The sequence below is a fragment of the Aquimarina intermedia genome (assembly GCF_008124785.1).
In the GTDB taxonomy this organism is placed as follows: domain Bacteria; phylum Bacteroidota; class Bacteroidia; order Flavobacteriales; family Flavobacteriaceae; genus Aquimarina; species Aquimarina intermedia.
This window is the reverse complement of sequence record NZ_VNHU01000004.1, coordinates 148,191-172,567: the sequence shown is the minus strand read 5'-3', so window position 1 is coordinate 172,567 and position 24,377 is coordinate 148,191. Positions and strand designations below refer to the sequence as shown.

The 24,377-nt window shown below is 34.1% G+C and carries 8 protein-coding genes; all 8 read left to right on the top strand.

Annotated elements, in window-relative coordinates; all coding sequences use genetic code 11:
• Window positions 1-2: 2 nt before the first annotated feature.
• The 8 genes from BD809_RS08065 to BD809_RS08030 all read left to right on the top strand — a co-directional run bounded on the left by BD809_RS08065 (window position 3) and on the right by BD809_RS08030 (window position 24,370).
• Complete coding sequence (locus tag BD809_RS08065; protein WP_148782462.1) at window positions 3-9,632, top strand: non-ribosomal peptide synthetase; 9,630 nt, start codon at window positions 3-5, stop codon at window positions 9,630-9,632.
• A 66-nt stretch (window positions 9,633-9,698) separates the two neighbouring features.
• Complete coding sequence (locus BD809_RS08060; RefSeq protein ID WP_148782461.1) at window positions 9,699-10,718, top strand: thioesterase domain-containing protein; 1,020 nt, start codon at window positions 9,699-9,701, stop codon at window positions 10,716-10,718.
• Between the two features lie 152 nt (window positions 10,719-10,870).
• Window positions 10,871-15,010, top strand: a complete 4,140-nt coding sequence (locus BD809_RS08055) for a non-ribosomal peptide synthetase (RefSeq protein ID WP_148782460.1) — start codon at window positions 10,871-10,873, stop codon at window positions 15,008-15,010.
• 89 nt (window positions 15,011-15,099) lie between these two features.
• Entirely contained in the window at window positions 15,100-18,195 is a 3,096-nt protein-coding gene (locus BD809_RS08050; protein WP_170251819.1) for a cyclic peptide export ABC transporter, read from the top strand.
• Window positions 18,196-18,220: 25 nt separating this feature from the next.
• Window positions 18,221-19,552, top strand: coding sequence for a serine hydrolase domain-containing protein (locus tag BD809_RS08045; RefSeq protein WP_148782458.1), 1,332 nt, complete (start codon window positions 18,221-18,223; stop codon window positions 19,550-19,552).
• Window positions 19,553-19,597: 45 nt separating this feature from the next.
• Window positions 19,598-20,560, top strand: a complete 963-nt coding sequence (locus BD809_RS08040; RefSeq protein WP_170251818.1) for a TauD/TfdA family dioxygenase — start codon at window positions 19,598-19,600, stop codon at window positions 20,558-20,560.
• Window positions 20,561-21,500: 940 nt separating this feature from the next.
• Window positions 21,501-22,268, top strand: coding sequence for an aspartate/glutamate racemase family protein (locus BD809_RS08035; RefSeq protein ID WP_148782456.1), 768 nt, complete (start codon window positions 21,501-21,503; stop codon window positions 22,266-22,268).
• A gap of 5 nt (window positions 22,269-22,273) precedes the next feature.
• Window positions 22,274-24,370 (top strand): penicillin acylase family protein, encoded by a 2,097-nt coding sequence (locus BD809_RS08030; RefSeq protein ID WP_148782455.1) that lies wholly within the window; start codon window positions 22,274-22,276, stop codon window positions 24,368-24,370.
• Window positions 24,371-24,377 lie beyond the last annotated feature (7 nt).

Genomic DNA, 24,377 nt, shown 5'->3' with positions numbered 1-24,377 from the left:
GCATGAAAGATCTTATCAACAGACTAATAGCTAAAGGTATATTCTTAGAAGCTAACGGGAGTAAATTAGATGTTTATGATTCGCATAAAAATCTAACCGAAGATTTAGTGGCAGAATTAAAAGAGAAAAAGCCTGAACTTCTTACTTTTTTAGAGAATAACACTGTTTCGGAAAATGAATGGTTCTCAATTCCAAAAGCCGAAATTAAGGATAATTACCTTTTATCTTCCGCTCAGAAACGAATGTACTTTTTATACGAATTTGATAAAGAGTCTATAGCGTATAATATGCCTCAGATTTATCAATTTTCGAGAACAAATCTGATTGATCGATTAGAGGTGATTTTCAATGGATTATTTGAAAGACACGAAATTTTGAGATCTAATTTTAACTTTGTTAACGGTAAATTGGCCCAACAAGTTAAGACTTCTGTTGATTTCAAGATAGAACGATTTACGGCATCAGCAGAGGAGGTAGATAATCTTGTAGAGAATTTTATAAGACCGTTCAATCTGCAAGAAGATGTTTTGTTACGGGTTGGTCTCATAACAGTCAAGGGGAGAAATACAATTCTGATGCTAGACATGCACCATATAGTAAGTGATGGAGTTTCTCAAAAAATTTTATTAAAAGATTTTGTAACCCTAGCAGAAAATAAGCCTTTGCAGCCACTTAAATTACAGTATAAGGATTATGCAGAATGGCAACAAAGTGACGTTCAGAAAAAATTACTTCTCAAGGACCAAAAGTTTTGGTTAAATTTATATAAAGAACCGGTTACAGCTCTTGAATTACCCCTAGATTCAAAACGCTCAGAGATTAAAAGCGGACATGGAGCGAGTTACAGTTTTAGATTACCAAAGACAATTGAGAAGGGTTTACAAAAAATAGCAAAAGAAGAAGAAGTAACTATGTTTATGCTACTTCTTAGCTTATTTAATGTCGTACTAAGTAAATTATCCAATCAAGACGATATTGTTGTGGGTACACCCACATCGGGACGTACGCATGCAGATTTAGAAGGTATTGTAGGAATGTTTGTAAATACTTTACCACTGAGAAACACACCTACAAGTTCTAAGTCCTTTACTGAATTTTTAAAAGAAGTTAAGAACAATACAATTCAAAGTTTCAATCATCAATCGTATCAATATGAAGATTTAGTAGAGACATTGGGGGTAGAACGGAATACGGATAGAAACCCTTTATTTGATGTTATGTTTTTATATACTAAGGACGATACTTTGGAAGTGGAACAAAAGTATGAACTCTTTGGAGGTGACATTTCCTCGTATGATACTAATCATACGGTCTCTAAATTCGACATCACGTTATCCGTCACAGATCATACCGAAGGTATTTCTTTTGATATAGAATACGCACAGGATCTCTTTTCAGATGCAACCATAGTAAACTTTGCAAAGTATTTTGAAAATATTGTGACAGACATTTGTAGCAACAAAGCTGTTAAATTAGAAGAAATATCTTTGATTAGTGATGAACAAATAAACCAAATATTAGAAAAGACTACCGACAGGGTATCGCTGTACAAGCCCACTTCAACAGTTTTAGATTTATTCAGGAAACAGGTAGATTCACATCCAAATCATAACGCTATTACGTGTGATGGTAATGAGATTACATACACTGAATTAGATATAAAATCCACACAGTTTGCAAAATATTTAATTAAGAAAGGTGTTAAGCCGGAAGCACTTATTCCTATATGCATCGAACGATCTATTGAATTAATTATTTCAATTTTGGGTATAATGAAAGCCGGGTGTGCTTACGTTCCGATTGATCCAATGTATCCTTCGGCTCGCATCAAATACATCATTGAGAACACCGATCCAACGTTGATTTTAGTATCACCTCACTTAAAAAATAATATCCCAGATATTGGGGACGAAGTAGAGATATGTTCGATATCCAAAGCATTATTTTTGACTGATTATACAACCGAAATTAAATTGCCAAAAGTAGCACCTGATCATTTGGCATATGTAATTTTTACTTCAGGAACAACAGGAAACCCGAAAGGTGTCTTAATAGAACATCATTCACTTACCAATTGTGTTCTTACGGCCAAAGAAGTTTTAACTTTGGATGCTTCTTTAAAAATGTTAGGAGTAACGTCGGCTACTTTTGATATTTCCTTGACCGAATTCTTCTTACCGCTAGTGACAGGAGGAATACTTTTTCTAGTAACACAGAGCCAGCTTGAGGATCCTAATATTTTAGTTAAAGAAATTTCTAAATTAAAACCTACGTTAATTCAAACTACACCTTCCAGATTACAAAGTTTGTTGACCGTTGGATGGAAGAATGTAGAGAATTTAACAATTGTCTCGGGAGGAGAAGCGCTATCCAAAAAGCTTTTGAAAAAACTTCTGATGATAAGTGAACGGGGAATTTGGAATTGGTATGGTCCAACAGAAGCTACCATTTGGTCAACATTTAAACTCTTACAAGAGGATTCACACATTACCATTGGTAATTCATTAGGTAATATCCAAACCTATGTAGTTTCACCGGACCATCAACTTCTTCCGTATGGAATTGCAGGAGAGCTTTGTATAGGTGGAGCAGGCGTTGGTAGAGGCTACCTTAAAAATAAAAAATTAACAAAATCAAAGTTTGTCAAAAACCCGTTCATATCAGGGGCAAGGATGTACAAAACAGGAGATTTGGCGCGTCGTTTAGAAAATGGTGAAATAGAACTTATTGGGAGAAATGACAACCAGGTTAAAATTAATGGTTACAGGGTAGAGCTTGGAGAGATTAGAACACAGTTGCAGAGTATTCCAGAATTAGAAGATGCCGTTGTAACAGTAAGAAAAGATGGAAATGATGATGATCAATTGGTTGCTTATGTAATTAAGAAAAATAATATAAAAACTACCGAAATTTCTAGACAATTGTCTAAGATGATGCCCTATTATATGCTGCCTCATTTGTATATCGTACTTGAGGCGCTACCCAGACTTATTAATGGCAAAGTAGATTATAAGGCTCTACCGAACAGCGTTATAAGTAAGTCTGACAACTTTAGAGCACCTACCAATGAAATCCAACGTAAATTAAGAGCGCTATGGGCGAATGTATTAAAGCAAAATGCTGATAACATAGGTATTGATACTAGCTTTTTTGATCTTGGGGGACATTCTTTAAATGCTATCGAATTGGTTAATAAAATTAATACAACCTTTTCTGTAGAACTACCTTTGAGAGAGTTGTTTATTAAAAGAACAATCTCAAAGTTAGCTATTTTTATAGAAGAAGAGTTTAATGAATCTTTTGACGCTTCGGTGCCAAACAATGAAGCATCGATTTTTGAACTTACTTCTGCTCAGAAACGTGTTTATTTCCTATATGATTTTGATAGAAACGCGCTGATAAATAACAATACGAGAGGATATAAATTTGAGAAAACTTTGAATGCGGATCGAGTAGTCTCTATTTTCAAAAAGCTTATAGAGCGTCATGCTATGCTTAGAACCAAGTTTGGTGTCCTCGATGGTGAACCTAAACAGCGTGTATATATTACATTACCTTTTGAAATATCTGTTTTTGAGGATATAAATGCTAACAATGTTCCAGATGCAATAACTTCCTTTATTAGGCCCTTTGACCTTTCTAAAGAAGCCGCAGTGCGGGTTGGGTTAATACAGCTTGTAGATGAGGGAAGCGTTCTAGTTATCGACATGCATGAAATTGTATCTGATTCGGTCTCACAGCGAATAGTAATAAGTGAATTTCTTAAACTGTACGAAAATCAACAAATATCTAATCTATCTAATAGTTTTGAAGATTATATAGAACTGGTACAAACTGAAGCATATAAAAACAAGATAAAAAAGCATGAACCGTATTGGTTATCTTTATTTAAAAGAGGACAGGATGTATTAGAATTACCGTATGATTTTCCTCGACCTTTAGTAAAAGATGTTTCCGGATCTAATGTATTATTCAATATTGAGCACGAGCAGTACTTGAATCTTAAGCAATTCGCCACTGAAAAGGATATAGTATTAGAGTCTCTAATTTTTGCCTTTTTTGGGGTACTACTTCATAAAATAAGTAGTCAAGACGATATAACTATAGGATTCACTGCAGCCAGACCCAACCACGGTTTTGGAAAAGAATTAGTTGGCTTGTTTCAAAATACTTTGGCCATGCGAAATCATCCTGAAGGCTACAAAACGTTTATAGAGTATCTCAATGAGATAATAAATGAGTATGCCTTAGCCTCCCAGCATATGGCATATCCCTATGAGCTCTTAGTAGAATCTTTAGATGTCAATAGAGATGCTAGTCGAAATCCATTATTTGATGTCTTTTATACGTTTCAAACTCAAAAAGATTACACGCTTACAGATCAAAATAATAATACCTCTCACGTTGAGACCTGCAGATTTGAACGAAATATATCCAAATTTGATTTATCTTTTGATGTGCTTGACACCAACGATGCGTTAAGTGTACAAATTAGCTACATGACCGCCTTATTTGAGAAAAATACAATAGAAAGATTTGCTAATTATTTTACCCAAATTGTTAACGCTGTTCTCGCAGATTCTGAAATAAAGCTGTCAGAAATTGATATCGTGGATACTGTTGAAAAAGACATCTTGCTTCATACGTATAACGTACATAAACCTGTTGTTAATAAAGATACAGTTCTTACAAGTTTTGCTGAAGCTGTATTAAAATATGAGAGTCGAACAGCACTTATTGGTTTACAACAACGTTTATCATACGCCCAATTTGATAAAATCACTTTAAACATTGCATCGGCTCTAGTTGAAGTCTATGATGTAAAAAAAGGAACATTAATAGGGCTCCATTTGGAACGAGATGAAAGTATGGTTCTTATTATTTATGGAATTCTCAAAGCGGGAGCAGCTTATGTACCTCTAGATCCCAAACATCCAATCGCTAGAAAAGAATCCATAATAAAAGACTCTGGATTAAAATTTATTATTACCAATGTAGCTGTGTCATTTGAAGAGAACAAGGTCCCCATTGTAAATGCCTTAACCTTACTAGCAAACAGCCAAAAAGTATCTTCTGATATACAAAAAGTTGTTCCGACTGTAAACCAAAAGGATTTGGCTTATGTTATCTATACTTCTGGGTCTACGGGAACACCAAAAGGAGTCATGGTTTCTCATAGTGCACTCTATAACACAATTATGAGTATGCAACATAGATACCCGGTAAAGCAAGACGGAAATTTCTTATTCAAAACAAATTACGCATTCGATGTTTCTATGTCAGAGTTATTTGGATGGTACCATTCCGGCGGAAGCTTGTCAGTTTTAGAAAAAGGAGAAGAAGCTAACGTCGATAAAATACTACAGACGATTGAATCAAATAAGGTGACGCATATCAATTTTGTTCCTTCTATGTTCTCACTATTTATAGACAAATTGGAAGAGGTTGGAATAGATAAGATCGCACCGTTGTCTTTTATATTTCTAGCCGGAGAGGCGTTATCAAAAGAGCTGGTAGCTCACTATAGGAGGTTAGGCCCTACCGATGTACAGTTGCAAAATGTATACGGTCCTACAGAAGCAGCTATTTACAGTAGTGCGTATTCTCTAAAGACATTTTCATTAGATAGGAACATCTCCGTACCAATAGGGAAGCCATTAGATAATGTATTGCTTTATGTATTGGATGAGAAAGCCAAACTTCAAGGTATTGGTATTGTTGGAGAATTATGTATTGGCGGAAACGGCGTAGCTATGGGGTACTTAAATAACGAGGTTCTTTCGGCAGAAAAGTTCATAAAAAATCCTTTTGGAGAGGGATTACTTTATAAGACTGGTGATTTAGTTCGATGGTTGTCCTCAGGCGATATTGAGTTTTTAGGACGAAAAGACGATCAGGTTAAAATTCGCGGTTATCGCATGGAATTGGGAGAAATTCAATACAGATTATCGCAGTACAGTGAAATAAGTGAATGCGCTGTGGTGGTGAAAAAAGATTCTGGAGACGCGATGCTAGTTGGATATTATGTGGGAGAAAAAGAACTTTCAAACGAAGCTATTACTGCTTTCTTATCTGCCAGTCTTCCTCCTTATATGATTCCATCTCATTTTATGAAACTCGAAGAACTCCCTTTAACTAGAAATGGAAAGCTCGACAAAAAGTCGCTACCGTCTCCTACTATTATTCTTACTGAAGAATATGTGTTACCTAAAGGTGAAACAGAAAAGAAGCTTGCGTGTATTTGGGCTAGTATTTTAAATATTCCAGAGGAAACAATAGGTAGTAAAAATAGTTTTTTCGATTTAGGAGGTCATTCCTTGAAAGCAGGGTTTTTAGTCAGTAAATTATTCAAAGAATTCGGAATTTCTATACCACTTAAAATCGTTTTTTCGCATCCGGATATTAGTGCTTTAGCAAATTATATAGATGATGCAGATAAACAAGAATACGTTTCATTCAGTAAAACTGAAGAAAAAGAGATGTACGCTCTATCTTCTATTCAGAAAAGGATGTTTATACAGGATGAGTACGATGAAAACGTATTAAATAATATGTCATATATCTACCTTTTTGAAGGGGAGATTGATATGAGTCGTTTTAAGAAAGCTTTTGACAAGATTTTTGAAAGACACGAAATATTGCGGGCTTATTATGATATGGTTGACGATAAAATTGTGCAAAAATTCAGAAAGGAAGCGCAATTTGAAATAGCACACTTTAGTGCCACAGAAGATGAAGTAGATACCATAGTGAATAAATTCATTAGACGATTTGACCTCAGGAATGATCTGTTATTTCGAATAGGTATTATTACACTTGCTAAAGAAAAGTTTATTTTGATGATTGATATGCACCATATCGTTTCTGATGGTGTTTCTGTAGCTATTCTAGGTCGTGATTTTGATGCTTTTTATAATAATAAACCTCTTCCCGAGTTGAGATATCAATATCGTGATTTTGTAGAGTGGCAGCAAAGTCCAGCCAGACAGAAACAAATACTTAGTAAAAAAGAGTTTTGGAAGAATTATTTAAAAGACCTTACTATATTAAACCTTCCACATGATATTAAAAGACCATTGGTATCTTCAAACGAAGGGGATAATTATTTTTTCAAGTTTGATAAAGATCTTACCCATAAAATTAAGGATCACTTAAAACAAGAAGGGGGAATTACTGCATATATGTTTATTCTTAGCGCCTTCAATGTGCTGCTTTATAAAATAAGCCATCAAAACGATATTGTTATAGGGACTCCTGTTGCCGGGAGAGAGTTTTCTGAGTTTGATGATCTGGTAGGTCCTTTTATTAATAGTGTTCCTATTAGAACTTTTTTGAATGGTGACCTTACATTTCAAGATTTGCTAAAGGATATAAGAGAAAATGTTCTTGATTGTGTTAGTGCTCAGGCATATTTTGATGAAAATGTATTAAATGATGTGTATGTCATGCAGGATTCATCAAACAATTCTATTTGGAATGTATTCTTTGCAGCGGCAAACTTTGAACCCCCTAAAGTTGAAATATCTGATGTAAAAGTCTCTGATCATACCCATGGTACACAACATGTAATGTTGGATCTGTTTTTAACATTAATGGAAGGGGATGACGAAACAATATTCTGTATGGAATATTCTTCAGAACTATTTTCTCGCAAAACTATAGAGCGATTTGCTAGTTATTTAGAGCATATTGTTACCTATGTAATTGACAATTCGACCACCACGATAGATGCTATTGAGATGCTGGCTGAAGAGGAGCGCACTGTACTTCTAAACGATTTTAATGGAGCTATTCTTCCAATTCCTGAGAATAAAACCCTTGTAGATTTATTTGAAGTATCAGCGGCATCTTTTCCAGATGCTATCGCGGTAACATATAATGAAATTGATGTGTCTTATGCGATGTTAGACCAGCGTGTAAATCAACTTGCGCATTATCTGTTGAGTGAAGGCGTTTCCAGAGGAGATAGGGTGATGCTTTGTGAAGAAAAATCAATAGATCTTATAGTTTGTATCATGGCTATTTTTAAGATTGGAGCAGTATACGTACAACTAAATCCTAATCTCCCTGAGGATAGACTGCGATATATTATGTCAGATACTGGTTCCGACATAGTAGTACTGGGCGTCTCGGTAAAGGATAGATTTTCTGAGAATCTTTTTCCAGGAAAACTGATTAGTATGGACGCAGCTATTTCTGTATTTCCGACGACTCCTCCTGTGCGTAATATTGGTAATGATCATTTGGCTTATATGATCTATACATCAGGTTCTACAGGTCAGCCAAAAGGAACGTTGGTCACTCATAAATCATTAGTAGATAAGGCAATAGCATGGAGAGAGATTTATGATTTGGATACCGACACACGATTACTTCAAATGGCCGATTCAAATTTTGATGTTTTCATTGGGGACTTATGTAGGTCTCTTTTAAACGGTGGGCAAATGGTTTTATGTTCTTCAAAGGATTTCTATCATGAACGATTATATAAATTACTAAGTAAATATAAAATTACAATTTTGGAGTTCACTCCAGGTATAATTATTCCGTTTATGAAATACATCGCAGCTCATGAAAAAGATGTTTCATTTTTAAAAACCCTGATTATTGGATCAGATATGTGTAGTGTTAATGAGTTTAAATACCTAATAGACACATTTGGAGATCAATTTAAAATTATTAATAGTTATGGTGCCACCGAGGCTACCATTGATTCTGTGTACTTTGTAGGCAACGATATAGATAATTTTGATATTTATAGAGCTTTACCTATTGGAAAACCGCTTCCTAATACATCAGTTTATATTGTGGACAATAATCTAAGGTTGGTGCCAATTGGCGTTTATGGAGAACTCTGCATTGGTGGTGTTGGTGTTTCTAATGGGTATCATAATAAAGAAGCGCTAACCGAAGAAAAATTTTTAGAAAATCCCTTTGTAGAGAATTCTAAAGCCAAACTGTATAGAACGGGGGATATTGGTAGATGGTTGCCCGATGGAACTATAGAGTTTATCGGCCGAGAAGACGACCAAATAAAGATTAGAGGTTACAGAGTTGAACTAGGAGAAATTGAATCTACATTAGTAATGCACAAGAATATTAAGGCTGCCGTTGTAGTTCCTTTTGACAAAAATAACCAAACCTATTTAAGCGCATACCTGGTCTCTGACACAGAGTTTAATGATAGCGAACTATGGAAATTTTTGTTCGATAAATTGCCTTATTATATGATTCCGTCTCACTACCAATATATCGATGAAATTCCGTTAACATCTAATGGTAAGATTGATAGAAAATCTTTACCGGTATATGATGCTAATATCGAGCAAATCATTGTTGCACCAACTACCCAAACTCAAAAAACGTTACGCGATATTTATGCAAAGAGTCTTAAAATAGAAGCAGTGGATATAGGTGTGACGGTAAATTTCTTTGAGCTCGGTGGAACCTCTCTTATAGCAATATCCATGTTGAACACGATATTCAAAGTATTCAATATTGATTTTTCGTTGAAAGAGCTGTTTGCTAATCCAACTATAGAACTGATGTCTGAATTTATAGATACAAGTAAATGGATTTCAGAGGAAAACCAGGATGTAAATAAAGAAGAAACCACCGAAATTAGAATTTAAGATTTTTACATTCATAAAATTTTAAACTACTCATTTTATTTTTATTTATCCAACCGTTTACCTTATATGAGAGATTTTTTAGCCGAAATAAAAGCAAATAATATTAAGATTACTGTTGATGATGATCAGCTGGTTCTAAAAGTTCAACAAAACTTCAACAACCCCAATATTATCGCTAAAATAAAGGATAATAAGCAAGAGCTTATCGATTTTATATCATCTATGATGAGTGAGGGTGGTCGCAGGATACTAGTACCGCTGCATAAGGCAGTTGAGAGTAAAGGGAATTTATTTTTTATTCATGACGGTACGGGAGAGGTACAAGGGTATGAAGAATTAATAAAGGAGTTAAGTGAATACAATTGTTATGCTTTGCGCTGTAGAGTTTCAGAAACTTCTGGACCCAAGCACCTTGATATCAAAAATATGGCTTCTGAGTATATGCAGAAAATAATAAAAATTCAACCAGAAGACTCATATACGATATTAGGTTGGAGTACGGGTGGTATTATAGCTTATGAAATAGGAAGACAATTGGAATTGGCCAATAAGAAAGTTGAAAAAGTAATCATGTTTGATTCATTTTATGATGAAGAGCAATTGGAAAATAATTCAAAATACGTAAAACAATTTGAGGTATCTTCTGAAATTGCTCTTGCCAAAAAATTTTTAGATAGATTTGATTATACTAGGAACTTTTCGACAGTAAGCGAGGTATGGGATTATTGTAAAAATTTATCAATTAGAGAATCGCAGCTAGAAGAAGTTAAGTCTTTAATTCCACTATATTTAACAGACTTGTTGAAAGGTAAAAAAAAATATTCTTATGATATAATTAGAACTGTAAACAATATTCGGTCACTCGATTATGCCGTTGATACTTTCCAATTTACAGGTTCCATTAGAGCGCCTATAATTTATTTTAAAGCCGGTAATTCGCTAACGAAATTCAATACGACTTCCGATTTCCATATCAACACTATCATAATAGAAAATAGCGATCACATGAGTATTATGACTGCTCCATACATACACCAAGTGGTTGATGAACTTTTTAAAACTTTGCTTAAACCTGTCAAGGCATAAGTTTGATCAGGTCAGGTAGAGAAGATCCATTTGTATTAACTATTATCATGTTTAAACAAATATTCAATTATTTTCTCGATCTATAGGAATGATAAAAGTAAAGTAGTTAGTACACTAGTTTCCATTTCAATTAATACAATCCCATACTTTTTATGAGAGAGCTCTTAGCAGAAATTAAAGCCCATAATATTAAGATTTCTGTGGATGACAACCAGTTGGTTTTAAAAGTTCCACAAGATTTTAGTAATCCCGATATCATAACGAAAATTAAAAATAATAAGCAGGAGCTCATTTATTTTATTTCTTCGATGGTGGTTCAGGATCAAAGCGACTATATTGAAATTGAAAAGGCTCAAAAAAAAGAGTACTATAAACTATCTTCTGCTCAAAAGAGAATGTATTTTTTATATGAGTTTGATAAAGCTGCAACGACCTACAATATGCCACAAGTATCTAAACTCCCTAGTGATGTAGATGTACTGAAGATTAGTGAGATTCTTAAAAAATTAGTAGTACGTCACAAAAGTTTACGCACTCAATTTCATCTTATAAAGGGTGAAGTGTTTCAAACAATTGTTGATTCTGAAAATTTTAACGTTGAACACTTTACTGCACCTCCTTCTGAGGTGGCTGAAATTAAAAGAAGGTTTATTCGACCCTTTAAATTGTCTGAAGGTTTTCCATTTCGTGCCGGTATAATAAGAAGTAACCAAACATTCTTTTTATTAATCGACATGCATCATATAATTAGTGATGGAGTGTCTCATCAAATACTGTTATCCGACTTTATGTCCTTGCTGTCAGATGCATCGTTAGAGCCACTAGCATTAGATTATCATGATTTCGCAGAATGGCAGTATACGAATAACTATTATAATAAGATTTCTAAACAAAGGGGGTATTGGCTGCAAATCTTTGAGGAAGAGGCAAGAACCCTTACTTTACCATACGATTTTGAGCGTCCTTTAGTTAGAAGTGATTCAGGAGGTAATATTGCATTTGCCCTTTCACCTCATAAGACAAGGATGTTAAAAGCATTAGTCAAGCAGGAAGAGGTTACACTTTATATTATTTTATTTGCAGTCTATGTAGTGCTCTTACATAAGATTTCCAATGAAGAAGACATTATTGTTGGGACACCCGTTGCGGGCAGGACACATCCTGGATTAGAAAATATAGTTGGAATGTTCGTAGATACATTGGCCTTACGTACCTATCCCAATCTCAATAAGTCGTTTAAAATTTTTTTGGCTGAAGTAAAAAAGATTTTTTTGGATGGCTTTAAGAATCAATCCTTTCCTTATGAAGATTTGGTTGAAGCACTTAAAATTGAGAGAAACCCGAATAGAAATCCGTTATTCGATATTTTCTTTTCTTTTAATCAGTCTTTGGATTCAACGAATTCATTTGAGAAGAAAAGCAAGGAGGAACAGGTAGGAGCTGATATTCACTATAATGTCGCTAAGTTTGATTTATGTTTAAACGTAGTAGAAACAGCCAAGGAAATTCAGTTTGACTTAGAATATAGCACGGTCCTATTTAAAGAATCAACCTGTAGAAGATTTATTCAATATTATGAAAAAATAATTGATCAAGTTATAAACAATTCGGCGATTTTGCTTCAAGACATTTGTGTGCTTACAGCAAAACAAAAGAAGACGTTGTTATATGAATTTAATTTGCCTATAAAAACCTATCCTGTCTCAGGAACTATCATAGATGTAATAGAAAGACAGTGCATTTATAGTCCTAATAAAATTGCTGTTAGTTGTCATAATTCCACCTTAACATATCTGGATTTACAACAACAGCTAGTCAATACAGCCATATTTTTACACGATAGTACAGAGATCAAAAAAGGAATCGTAGTTGGCATTTATATGAGTCGGTCTATAGAGGCTGTTATTACTTTATTAGCAGCATTAAAGCTTGGAGCTATCTATGTACCATTAGATATTGAATGGTCCGAAGATCGCTTAAATACGATTGTTACCGATGCCAATATTCAATATATTTTGTATGCTAATGCTGCCAATAAAATTGAAAGACTGCCTTGCATTAAAATAGATATTAGGAAGAAGTTTTTAAATAAGAGTGAAAAGGGTACCAATCCTAAAGATTTACCGACGGTTTTTGTAGAAGATGATGCTTATATAATATATACTTCGGGAAGCACCGGTTTGCCAAAAGGTATTTTGCATCAGCATAAGTCGATTCTCGATTATGCACTAACCTTCAAGAATTATTTTTCACTTAAGCAAAATGACGTTGTTATTCAGCAATCAAAATTATCTTTTGACACATCGATTGAAGAGATATTTCCTATTCTTATTACGGGTGGACACTTGGCGATCGTGCCTGGGAATCATTTCGATATAATCAAGCTAGATGAATGTATCATCTCGAATCAAGCAACACTGTTAAGTACTACACCACTTGTATTAAATGAACTAAACAAAAACTTCGAAAAATATACCTCTCTTAGGGCTGTGATAAGTGGAGGGGATGTTTTGCTACCATCATATGTTACCAAGATCATTGAAAAAGTAAAAATATACAATACCTATGGTCCTTCAGAAACCACAGTCTGCGCAACCTATCATGAAGTTAATAGTTGTGAAAAAGCCTCACATATTGGTAAACCCATTCAAAATAGGACGGTTTATATTTTGAACCCACATAATAGGTTGGTTCCGCTAGGAGTAGTGGGCGAGATTTGTATAGGTGGAAATGGTCTAGCCAAGAGATATGTGAATAATAAACAGCTAACCCAAGAAAAGTTTATTGATAATCCTTTTGAGGAAAACAGTTATTTATATAAAACAGGTGATTTGGGAAAATGGTTGGGTGATGGGAGCATCGTTTTTTGTGGAAGAAGTGATAATCAAATAAAAATAAGGGGTTATAGAGTTGAACTGGGCGAGATAGAAAAGGTATTATCAGGACACAGCGAAGTTAGTGATGTTATTGTAATAGCACATGGAACCGGAGATTCAAAACAGTTGTCAGCGTACTATTTATCGGAAACAAAGATTAAAGCTGAGGTATTAAGAAATTATATCGCTATGCGACTACCTAATTATATGGTTCCACTGTTTTACGTACATATGAGTGAATTTCCTATGACGCTTACGGGAAAAGTGGACCGAAAAGAATTTCCAGAACCGGCTATAGAACTGGATGCGGAATGTATTGCTCCCAGCTCAAAAGTAGAGCATCAATTGGTTGCTATTTGGTCAGAAATTTTAAACCTGTCTAATGATCTAATAGGAACGGATAAAAATTTTTTCTCACTTGGCGGACATTCTATCTTAGCCATTCGGATGCTTCATTTAATTTCAGAAAAAATTCAAGTGGACATACCTCTTCTGGATTTATTTATGGCTCCCACCATACGTGAGTTAGCAGTAAAAATTGAACGTTATTCTGAAAATAAAAAACTGGATGATACTGATATACTGTTGTTGTATAATGCAGGTAAGGATAAGGATAACTTATTTTTTATACATGATGGTACGGGTGAGGTACAAGGATATTTAGATCTGGTAAAAAAGCTAAAAGATTACAATTGTTATGCGCTTCATTATAACTCTTCAGACTCGCTGGAGCCTCAACCTCTTAACATTTCAGAGATTGCTTCAGAATATATTCTGAAAATAATGAAAATTCAGACCGAAGGAGAATATAAGATAATAGGGTGGAGTACTGGTGGATTAATTGCTTACGAGATTACTAGACAGATGGAATTAGTAACTGATATATTTGTTCAAGTAATAATGATCGATACGTTTTATGATAATGAGCAATTTGATGGTATAGCAAATCAAGCATTGGAGTTTACGATCACTTCCGAAGTTGCTCTAGCTAAATATTATTTAGAAAAATTTGATGACACTAAAACCTTTTCTACCATTACAGATGTGTGGAACTACTGTAAAACTCTATCGATCAAAGAATCAAAATTAGAAGAGATAAAGACCTTAATCCCTGAGTATTTAGGAGACTACTTATACGCTAGAAATAATTGTACAGATGAAATATTTCGGGCTGTAAATACTATTAGATCTATCGATTTCGCGGTAAATTCCTTCAGGTTAATCAACTCAATTAGATCTCCGATTACCTATTTGAAGGCTGGTGATTCGTTGACAAAATTCAATACATCTTTAGATTTATACATTCAAACGAAAATAGTAGACCATAGTGATCATATGAGTATCATGACTCCTCCATATGTATGTCAAGTAGGTGATACCATCATTAAGGCTTTAACTGTAGCAGTTAACAACTAGTCAGATATACAAAAGTATGATAGTTTAATTTTCTTTCAGTTAAAAATAATATTCACACGAATATCCAATTATATTCTCAATTTATGATTATGATAAAAAGTACAATTATTAGCACGTTAGTATCATTAGGAACTTCTTTATTGATGGTAACTTCCTTATTTTCTCAAAGCAATCTACAATTAAACCCTAAAATGATAGCTTCTATTGATGAGGAGGTTACAACTATGATGGAGGAAGGTAAAATTCCAGGACTGAGCCTGGTAATTTTTCATAAGGGACAGGAACATATAAGAACCTATGGTTTGGCTAATATAGACTCAAATGAGCCGGTTACTAAGAACACTCGATTTGAGTTGGGTTCAAATAGTAAAGCATTTACGGCTTTGGCACTCCTTAGTTTAGTGGAAGATAAAAGTGTCGATCTGGAAGCTTCTGTTTCTAGCTATATACCGTGGTTTCGTGTGAGGTATAAAGACAGTATTGTAAAAGTAAAGGTAAAAGACCTATTGTATCACACTAGTGGAATTCCTTGGGAAACCTTATCTAAAATTCCTGAAACAAATCAAGACGATGCCCTGGATAGAACCGTAAGAGTTTTAATTGATCAAAAATTAGACCACCTACCAGGAGAAGCGTATGAATATGCAACTATAAATTATGATATTCTGGCTTTAATAATTGAAAAGGTTAGTAACAAGGACTTTGAAACTTATCTTACAGAGCATGTATTCCAACCATTACATCTTACAAATACCTCTATCGGTATTCCCGAAAGCGACAATGCTATGTCTAAAGGATATAAAATTAGTTTTTTTGAACCACGTCTTTTTATAGCGCCGCCCTACAAAGGAAATAACGCCGCAGGTTATGTAATTTCTAACGCTGTGGACGTTTCAAAATGGATGCGTTATCAAATTAATCCAACTGAAAGTTCCTTAACTAAAATTATTGAAAAAAGTCATGAGAGAGATACACGAGTTCCGCTGCATGATATGTCCTCTTACGCGGGAGGCTGGAATGTTTCCTTGGATGGCTCAAACGAATTATATCACTCCGGTTTAAACCCAAATTATAGTTCCTATATAAATATAAATAAGGACACTCAGAATGCAATTGCTGTTTTAACAAATTCAAACAGCAGTTATACAAATAGCATTGCTAATAACGTTTTATCCATAATAAAAGGAAAGAAAGTAGAAAGAGATTTTAATCCTGATAGTGGTATAGATTCTAGCTTCACCATTGCTTCCATAGTTCTAGCTTTCTATTGTTTAGCAGTTTTAATTTATCTATTAATAAATCTCAGCCAGATAGTATTAAGATATCGTAAATATGAAAAAGCTAGCTTAAAGAAAATAAGACATATATTCATTATGATGCTGGTTCTGGTACCTTATCTCTATGGAATCTATTTATACCCAGAAGCATTAGCCGGTTTTGATTGGGATTCTATAAAAATATGGGCTCCTCAAAGTTTTGAGTGGATGATCATACTAATTCTTATAGCAATTTCTTTGAGTATGATTACTTATATTTTGAATCTGTTTTTTCCTGAAACGGATAAATTCAAAAAGAAACTTCCTCAGGTCTTTGTTATTAGTATTTTAACAGGTTTATCTGGTATTGCGGTTATAATGCTGGTTACTTCAGCAATAAATTCGGATAAAGAGTTCTATTACTTCGCATTTTACTACCTACTGGTACTTGGTATTTATCTACTTGGAAGAAAGTTTGTACAAACAAACCTTATTGAACTCACCAATGAAACAGTATATGATCTACGAGTACAAATAGTTGATAAAATCTTTAAGACAACCTATCATGATTTCGAAAAAATTAGCCGTGGCCGGGTGTATACTACATTAACTGACGATACCAATGTCATAGGAAACTCTGCAACCGTTTTTTTAGGATTTATTACAAGTATCATTACTGCAGTAGGAGGATTCATTTATTTAGCATCCATAGAACCTTGGGCGACTATAATTACTATATCAGTGATGATATTTCTATCCGGATTAAGTTACTTTCTTGTGTATACAACCAAAAATTACGTAGAAGAAGCGCGTAGTGAAAAAAATGTATTTATGAGGTTAGTTAGTGGTATCATAGATGGATACAAGGAAATTAGTATGAGTCGTATTAAAAAACTAGAATATAAAGATGATATTTCCTCCAGTGCAAATCGTTTTAGAGAAAAACAAAACATTTCTTCTATTAAATCTTACGATGTATCTCTTGTTGCAGAGCTATTACTTGTTTTGTTATTGGGCTTTGCTGCCTTCGGAATTTCGGAATTCTTTCCGAATGTCAAAAATTACGCTATTATAAGTTTCGTTATGATCCTATTGTATTTAATAGGACCTATTAATACACTTTTACAGGCAATTCCACAAATTTTGCAAATCTCAGTTTCCTGGAATCGTATCAAAGAATTTATTGAAGATATTCCGACGAAATTAAATACAGATACCCCTATAGTTCCTAAATTGAATCCATTACTTGATATGACACTTAACGATATTACCTTTCAATATAAAGGTGATGATGATCATACTAGTAATTTTTCGATTGGACCAATTAACCTTAAAATTAATGTAGGAGAAATCCTTTTTATCGTGGGTGGTAATGGAAGTGGAAAAACCACATTGGCAAAGTTGCTAACAGGGTTGTACTTACCTGATAGCGGACATATTTCTTTAAATGGGAAGAAAATTGAAGACGGTCAATTAAGCGAATATCTCTCTGCCGTTTTCAACCCTACATATCTTTTTGAGAAACTATATAATGTGGATTTCCAAAAACATAAAGCAAAGTTCGAACGGTATGTTGAGCTATTTGATCTGAATGATAAGGTTTATGTAACCGATGAAAATAAATATTCTACTTTAAATTTATCGTCTGGGCAACGTAAAAGACTAGCACTTTTGAATTGTTTTTTAGAAGATTCCCCAATTTATTTATTTGATGAATGGGCGGCCGATCAAGACCCAGAATATAGAAAGTTTTTCTACCGAAATTTACTCCCGGATATGAAACGTCAAGGCAAAATGATAATTGTAATTACGCATGACGATCATTATTTTGATGTAGCAGATAGATTAATGAAAATGGAAAGAGGTATGCTGGTAGATTATCAACTACCAAATTGGTCAAAGAATACTGTTGAAATACTTGATAAATAAAACTAATTTTTAAAAAACATATATCATGAAAAAATATAGAATAAAGAAAATTAATTTGAATAAACTACTCTTGTGTACTATTGGTCTATTATTAATAATAGTACCTCTAGATGCACAAACAGAACAATCTTTTAAATCTAATGGAACTCTAATTAGTGACGTAAATTTTGACGCAGAAATAAACACTATGCGAAACAGAATAGGAATTCCGGGAGTTTCCATAGCGATTATTGAAGATAACAAGGTGGTATATTCACAACAATATGGTTGGAGTCACCTTGAGAAGAAAAAGCCGGTTGACAATGAAACGTTATTTGAGGCCGCTTCAATAACAAAAATGTTTTTAGTGTATGTGGTTAATAGACTTGTGGACCAGGGCAATATGGACCTTGATACTCCGGTTCATCAATATTTGGATTATCCAGAGCTATCTTATGATGATCGATACAAATCATTAACGACACGTATGTTATTAAGTCATACGGCAGGCTTGGAAAATTGGACAACAGAAAATGATCCTGAAAAGTTAGAATTTGTCGCTAATCCGGGCTCAGGATTTACGTATTCTGGAGAAGCATATCATTATCTGGCTGAGGTTGTAAGTACCATATTAGGTTCTTCTTATGAGGACTATGTTGAAGAAATGATTCTCAAACCATACCATTTAAACAATACATACCTTAACTATGGAGGCGGATTATTCGGTAATCGAGTTAAAAATCATCATGCCATGGGATATACCAGCTATAGAAAGGAATTTGAAGGGCTTCAAAATAAGGAATCCATCCCTGCTTCAGGTAGCCACACCAACGCAAAGGATGTTGCTCAATTAATAATCCATACTTTCTCCGGTGCCCATTTATCTGAGAAGCAGCAACAGAAAATGCTTGCTTCTGAGACACAACTAACTTTTATACCCGACACGGATGAATTAAAGTTTGGAGTTGGTTTGGGGGTTTTTTTAATAAAATCTGAAGAAGATACTATTACTTTCTTTAGTGGGGTAAATACAGGGTTTCGTTCTGAATTTTTCTATTCACCGATTACCAAGCGTGGATTTGTTTATATGAGTAATAGTGATGAAGGATGGATGATGATTTCTAAAATAGACGAACTTACAACTCAGTTTAATTTGAGGAGAGTTTTCAAAGATGATGCTTTTCTACAATATCCAAGTCCTTATTTTGAACTTAGAAACATCTATAGTACGGAAGGTGGTGAAAAATTCATTAGTTCGGTCACTCCAAATAACAGTAACAATATTGATCCAGAAGTAATTGATTTGCTAAAGGGATGGTTAGAACAAGTTGATGAATTAACCTTCAATAACTTATTGAAACTATATTCCAATAAGTAATCATAGTTAAGGGTAATACAATATAACTATCAAAAAAGAATGACCATGAAAATAAACGACATACAAGACATTGAAGTAAAGCAAGGTTTACCCATTCTCATAGAATTGGACAATTTTTCGGTTCCTCGATTTATTGAATACTACAATACAAATAAAGAGAATATTGAAAAAATTCTTAGCAAAAGAGGAGCTATTAAGTTTAGCGGAATAGCTATCGATTCGTTACACTCTTTTCAAGAAGCCACCAACGGTATATCTGATAATTTTTTAGATTATATAGACGGAAACTCACCAAGAACCAAACTTCAAGGAAAGGTCTACACATCAACCGAGTATGAGAGCTCTCAGAAAATCACCATGCATAACGAGTTGTCATACTCCTCTAAATGGCCTAAAAAACTTTATTTCAGTTGTATAGAGCCATCGATAACGGGAGGTGAAACCTTACTGGCAGATTGTAGGACTATTGTACAGAATATGAATCCTTCAATTATAGAAGAAATTGAATCAAGAGGAATTACATATATAAGAAATTTACACTCAGGTCAAGGTATGGGGCCTTCTTGGAAAGATACTTTTGAAACAGAGGATAAAAACGAAGTGGAACAATATTGTTTAACAGCTCATATAAAATATGAATGGCTTAATGACGATTCGTTGCGACTCTACCAAAATTCAAAAGGAATTATTAAACACCACATTACCGGAGAAAAAGTATGGTTCAATCAAATAGATCAATTTCATCCAAGTCACCTTGGTACAGAAGTTTTCGAAACACTACAATTGCTCTATGAATCACCAAAAGAGTATCCAATGTATGTGACTTTTGGAGATGGAAAAGAAATACATGAACAAATGATTTCTGAAATTATTGAAAGCATTGAAAAAGAAACTTTATATCCGGTCTGGCAAAAAAATGAACTGCTAATTTTAGATAATGAACTTGTATGTCATGGTAGAAACTCTTATACGGGAAACCGTCTTATTTTAGTTACCATGGGGAATTAATTTTGAGCTAGCACCGTTAAAAGAGCCTCTGTTTATTGAGTTGGCAAGTGGGTGTTCAGAGCTCTCAAAAAAACGTAAACCGTTTTATTATGCCTCTATTGAACAAATGCTTAGCTAATACAAATGAATGGTTGGATAGCGCTCAAAAATAGTCAAGTATGCAAACATGATGTGTAAAATCGATTTAAAATCACCCATGCTTAAAACTGGTGATTAAAATTTATCAAATTACAAGTTCCCAAGGAGCTACTCTAGATCTGTTAACCCAGTCGACCTAATGCGAAACTGTCTCAATGGTATCAAAATAATAAAGAAGAAGTATCATTCATAATAACTAAGTAAACATGGTGCACTACTTTTTCATGACTTCAACTTGGACGTTGTAAATGATTTTAAAAGCTTCGTAGACAGATTAGGTAGGTCTCCTATTACTTATATGGTTAGATATGGCCCCAGATCAGAAATAGATCATTCCATTAAGAATATTGACCATTCTACTTCTTATCGTAACAAATATCATGTGCATTACATAACGAATCTTTATATAGTAGAATTTAGGGGATAAGAACTATGATTTGTCGATCACAACTTGTCTTGTGAAGGAAGATACGACAATAGCAGATTCATGGTAATATTTCATTCTCTACCGCCGATCGTGAAAATGATATACCCAAAGATTTTATCATAAGTAACACTTTCTTTAGGGAGGGAATTGAAATTTATCTAAAAGAACATCAAGTAATTGAAAAAGCCTAAAACAATAATATGGTAGTTTCCCATATAGGAAAGGCGGGGTGCGATCTATAGATATTATACTGGTATGCCATGGAAGAAATCCTTATAGAGGTTATAGAACTATTGCTACAGCTATCGTAGAACCGTTTGGCGAATACTCGTTACTAGTCAGATAATAAAACTAATCTAAAAGACATAATTGATCTTGAATACAAATAAAATTATAGGCATTATTGGTGGGATGGGACCTGAAGCAGGAATAGAGTTGCATAGGAGAGTTATACATTTTTCTGAAGCATCCCGTGATCAGGAACACTTTTCAATTGTACATGTTGGTTTTCCATCTAAAGTTGTGGATAGAACACAATACTTAGAACATAAAACCATTATTAATCCTGCTCAAGCAATATTAGAAATGGTTCATATAGCGGTAAATTCAGGAGCTACAGTGTTAGGTATAGCTTGTAATACGGCACATGCCCCTCAAATTTTTGAACCTGTTAAAATGGGACTTTCTACACACGAAAAACCAGTAAATTTAGTGAATATGGTTGAAGAAGCCTGTGTATCTTGTATACAGGAAGTTCCTCTCAATTCTAAAATAGGTATTCTGTCGAGTAATGGTGTTTTCAAATCAGAGTTATATTCGGCTATGTTACAGCACCGTGGATTTGAGATTGTTTTACCTTCACCAAAATTTCAAGAAGAGGTCATTCATAATATGATTTACAATAGTGTATTTGGCATTAAGTCTAACTCCACTATACTACGTACAGAGGTGTTAGAATTACTACATAAAGCTATGCGCTTTTATTTAAATAATGATGTACAAACTATTATTTTGGGTTGTACAGAATTCTCCCTTTTGAAGGAAGTATTGTCTATCGCCTATCCTAACATTCTCGTCATAGACACTATTGATGTGCTAGCCAAGGCACTTATACGAGAAGCATCTAAACCCGTAACTGCTTAAAACAAATGAAAGTTTATATTTTACTTTTTCTGTTAAATGGTCTTTTGTTGTCTTGTAAAAAAGAAAAAAGTAACGTTTCTATTGAACAGAGCCAAGAGACTATACGCTGGGATAATTGGGGAATACCACATATCTATGCGAAAACCGACACTGCTCTATATACAATGGCGGGCTGGTCACAAATGACCAACCATGCTAATTTAATACTGAAACTCTATGGTGAATCTAGAGGGAAATCTTCAGAGTATTTTGGTACAGGGCTGGAGAGAGATACCTATTTAAATCTATTCGGACTAACTGAGTACAGCGAAACCATTTATAACAAGTTTTCCGAAGAAGAAAGAATGATGGTAAATGCTTTTGTTGAAGGTATTAATCTGTATGCAGAAAAAAACAAGTCGCGACTTAATAAAGACAATCTTCAGGTTTTGCCTGTTGTCCCAACGGATGTTGTTGCTCATTACTTACGTTTATTCTACTTTGAATTTTTGATAAATAGAAATTTATCTGTCGAAAAAAAATGGGTTCCTGGTTCTAACGGATGGGTTGTAAATTCCAGAAAAACTACTAAAGGGTCACCTTTGTTACTTGCAAATCCTCATCTGCCATGGTTCGACTTTTGGATGTTTTTTGAATGTCAATATATCACCCCTAAACAAAATTTATATGGGGTAACATTAGTGGGACTTCCTACTATCGGCATTGGATTTAACGAGAACCTTGGATGGACTCATACTGTAAATCCTGTGGACAATGTAGATTTTTACGAAATACAAACAAAAGATAATACCTATCTTGTGGATGCAGTATATAAGCCCTTTATCACGGATACACTTTTGATTAAAGCATCAAAGAAAGATTCGAATAGTATTAAAGAGGTTATTCGAAATCAAACTGATTATGGTGTAGTTTTGCGAGAGGTAGATAATAAGGCACTGGTATTGAAATTCCCTGATTTAAGTACTATTTCTTCAGTATTTTTGCAATGGAAAGCAATGGGTAGTGCTAAGAATTTCACTGAATTCAAGACTTCAATTTCAAAAAATTCGCTTCCATTATTTAACACCCTCTATGCTGATAAACAAGACACTATTCTTTATTACTTTGGAGGTAAAATTCCTAAAAAGAAAGGAAGTTTTAAAAAATGGGAAAATTCAGTACCATCTCAAGAAAGTAGTGATATTTGGTCCACTTACTATTCATATGATGAATTGCCTAAGAACATTAATCCTACTACAGGATGGTTACAAAATGCCAATGATGGTCCTTTTACTGCCACCATACCTACAGAAGGAGAGGGCACTATTATGAATATCAATAAGATACTCCCCAATACCATGGGATTTAGAGCTCAAAGATCAGCACTTCTTTTATCTGATACAGCGAAGATTTCTTTTGACGATTTCACAAGATTTAAGTTCGATACAAAATCTCAATTAGCTATGAGATTGCAAGATGATATCGTAGCTCTTAAAAGTATAAGTAGCGATAGCCTCCAATTAGCTGCTATCAATATTTTAGAGAATTGGGATGGGGATTTCAGGGCTGAAAGCACGCAAGCAGTTTTATTTTTACAGTTTGTAGATCAATTGTATAAGAACGTTAATTTTAGACATGCGATTCCGTGGTCAATTAAAAAACCATTGACGACACCCGATGGATTTCTTGATCCTGAAATAGCACTTGTAGCACTACAAAAGGCGACTAAACATATGATGAGTATATACGGTTCTCTGGAAATAAAGTATGGTAAGCTCTATAAATTTGCTATAGGTGAATATGAGTTTCCTGCAAATGGTGGAAGTGATGATGTAGGTATCTTCAGAACGATAACGTTTATGAAGCAAAATGACCACAAATATTTAGCTGTACATGGTGACAGCTATATCAGCGTTGTTCAATTTGGGGATACAGTTAAAGCGAAGGCAATACTATCGTATGGAAATGCCACAGAAAAAAGTAGCGGACATGTGGGTGATCAATTGGAGTTATTTTCTAAGAAGCAATTGCGTACTGTCCTTTTTTCTAAACAACAACAATTACAATGCTTAAAGAAAGAAGAAACCTTTCGAAGTATTAAATTAGATATTTTAAACCAATAGAAACTTA

What these genes read in the sequence shown, in the direction of transcription:
- BD809_RS08065 (WP_148782462.1), top strand. Translation starts at nt 3, where the DNA reads ATGAAAGATCTTATCAACAGACTAATAGCTAAAGGTATATTCTTAGAA.
- BD809_RS08060 (WP_148782461.1), top strand. Translation starts at nt 9,699, where the DNA reads ATGAGAGATTTTTTAGCCGAAATAAAAGCAAATAATATTAAGATTACT.
- BD809_RS08055 (WP_148782460.1), top strand. Translation starts at nt 10,871, where the DNA reads ATGAGAGAGCTCTTAGCAGAAATTAAAGCCCATAATATTAAGATTTCT.
- BD809_RS08050 (WP_170251819.1), top strand. Translation starts at nt 15,100, where the DNA reads ATGATAAAAAGTACAATTATTAGCACGTTAGTATCATTAGGAACTTCT.
- BD809_RS08045 (WP_148782458.1), top strand. Translation starts at nt 18,221, where the DNA reads ATGAAAAAATATAGAATAAAGAAAATTAATTTGAATAAACTACTCTTG.
- BD809_RS08040 (WP_170251818.1), top strand. Translation starts at nt 19,598, where the DNA reads ATGAAAATAAACGACATACAAGACATTGAAGTAAAGCAAGGTTTACCC.
- BD809_RS08030 (WP_148782455.1), top strand. Translation starts at nt 22,274, where the DNA reads ATGAAAGTTTATATTTTACTTTTTCTGTTAAATGGTCTTTTGTTGTCT.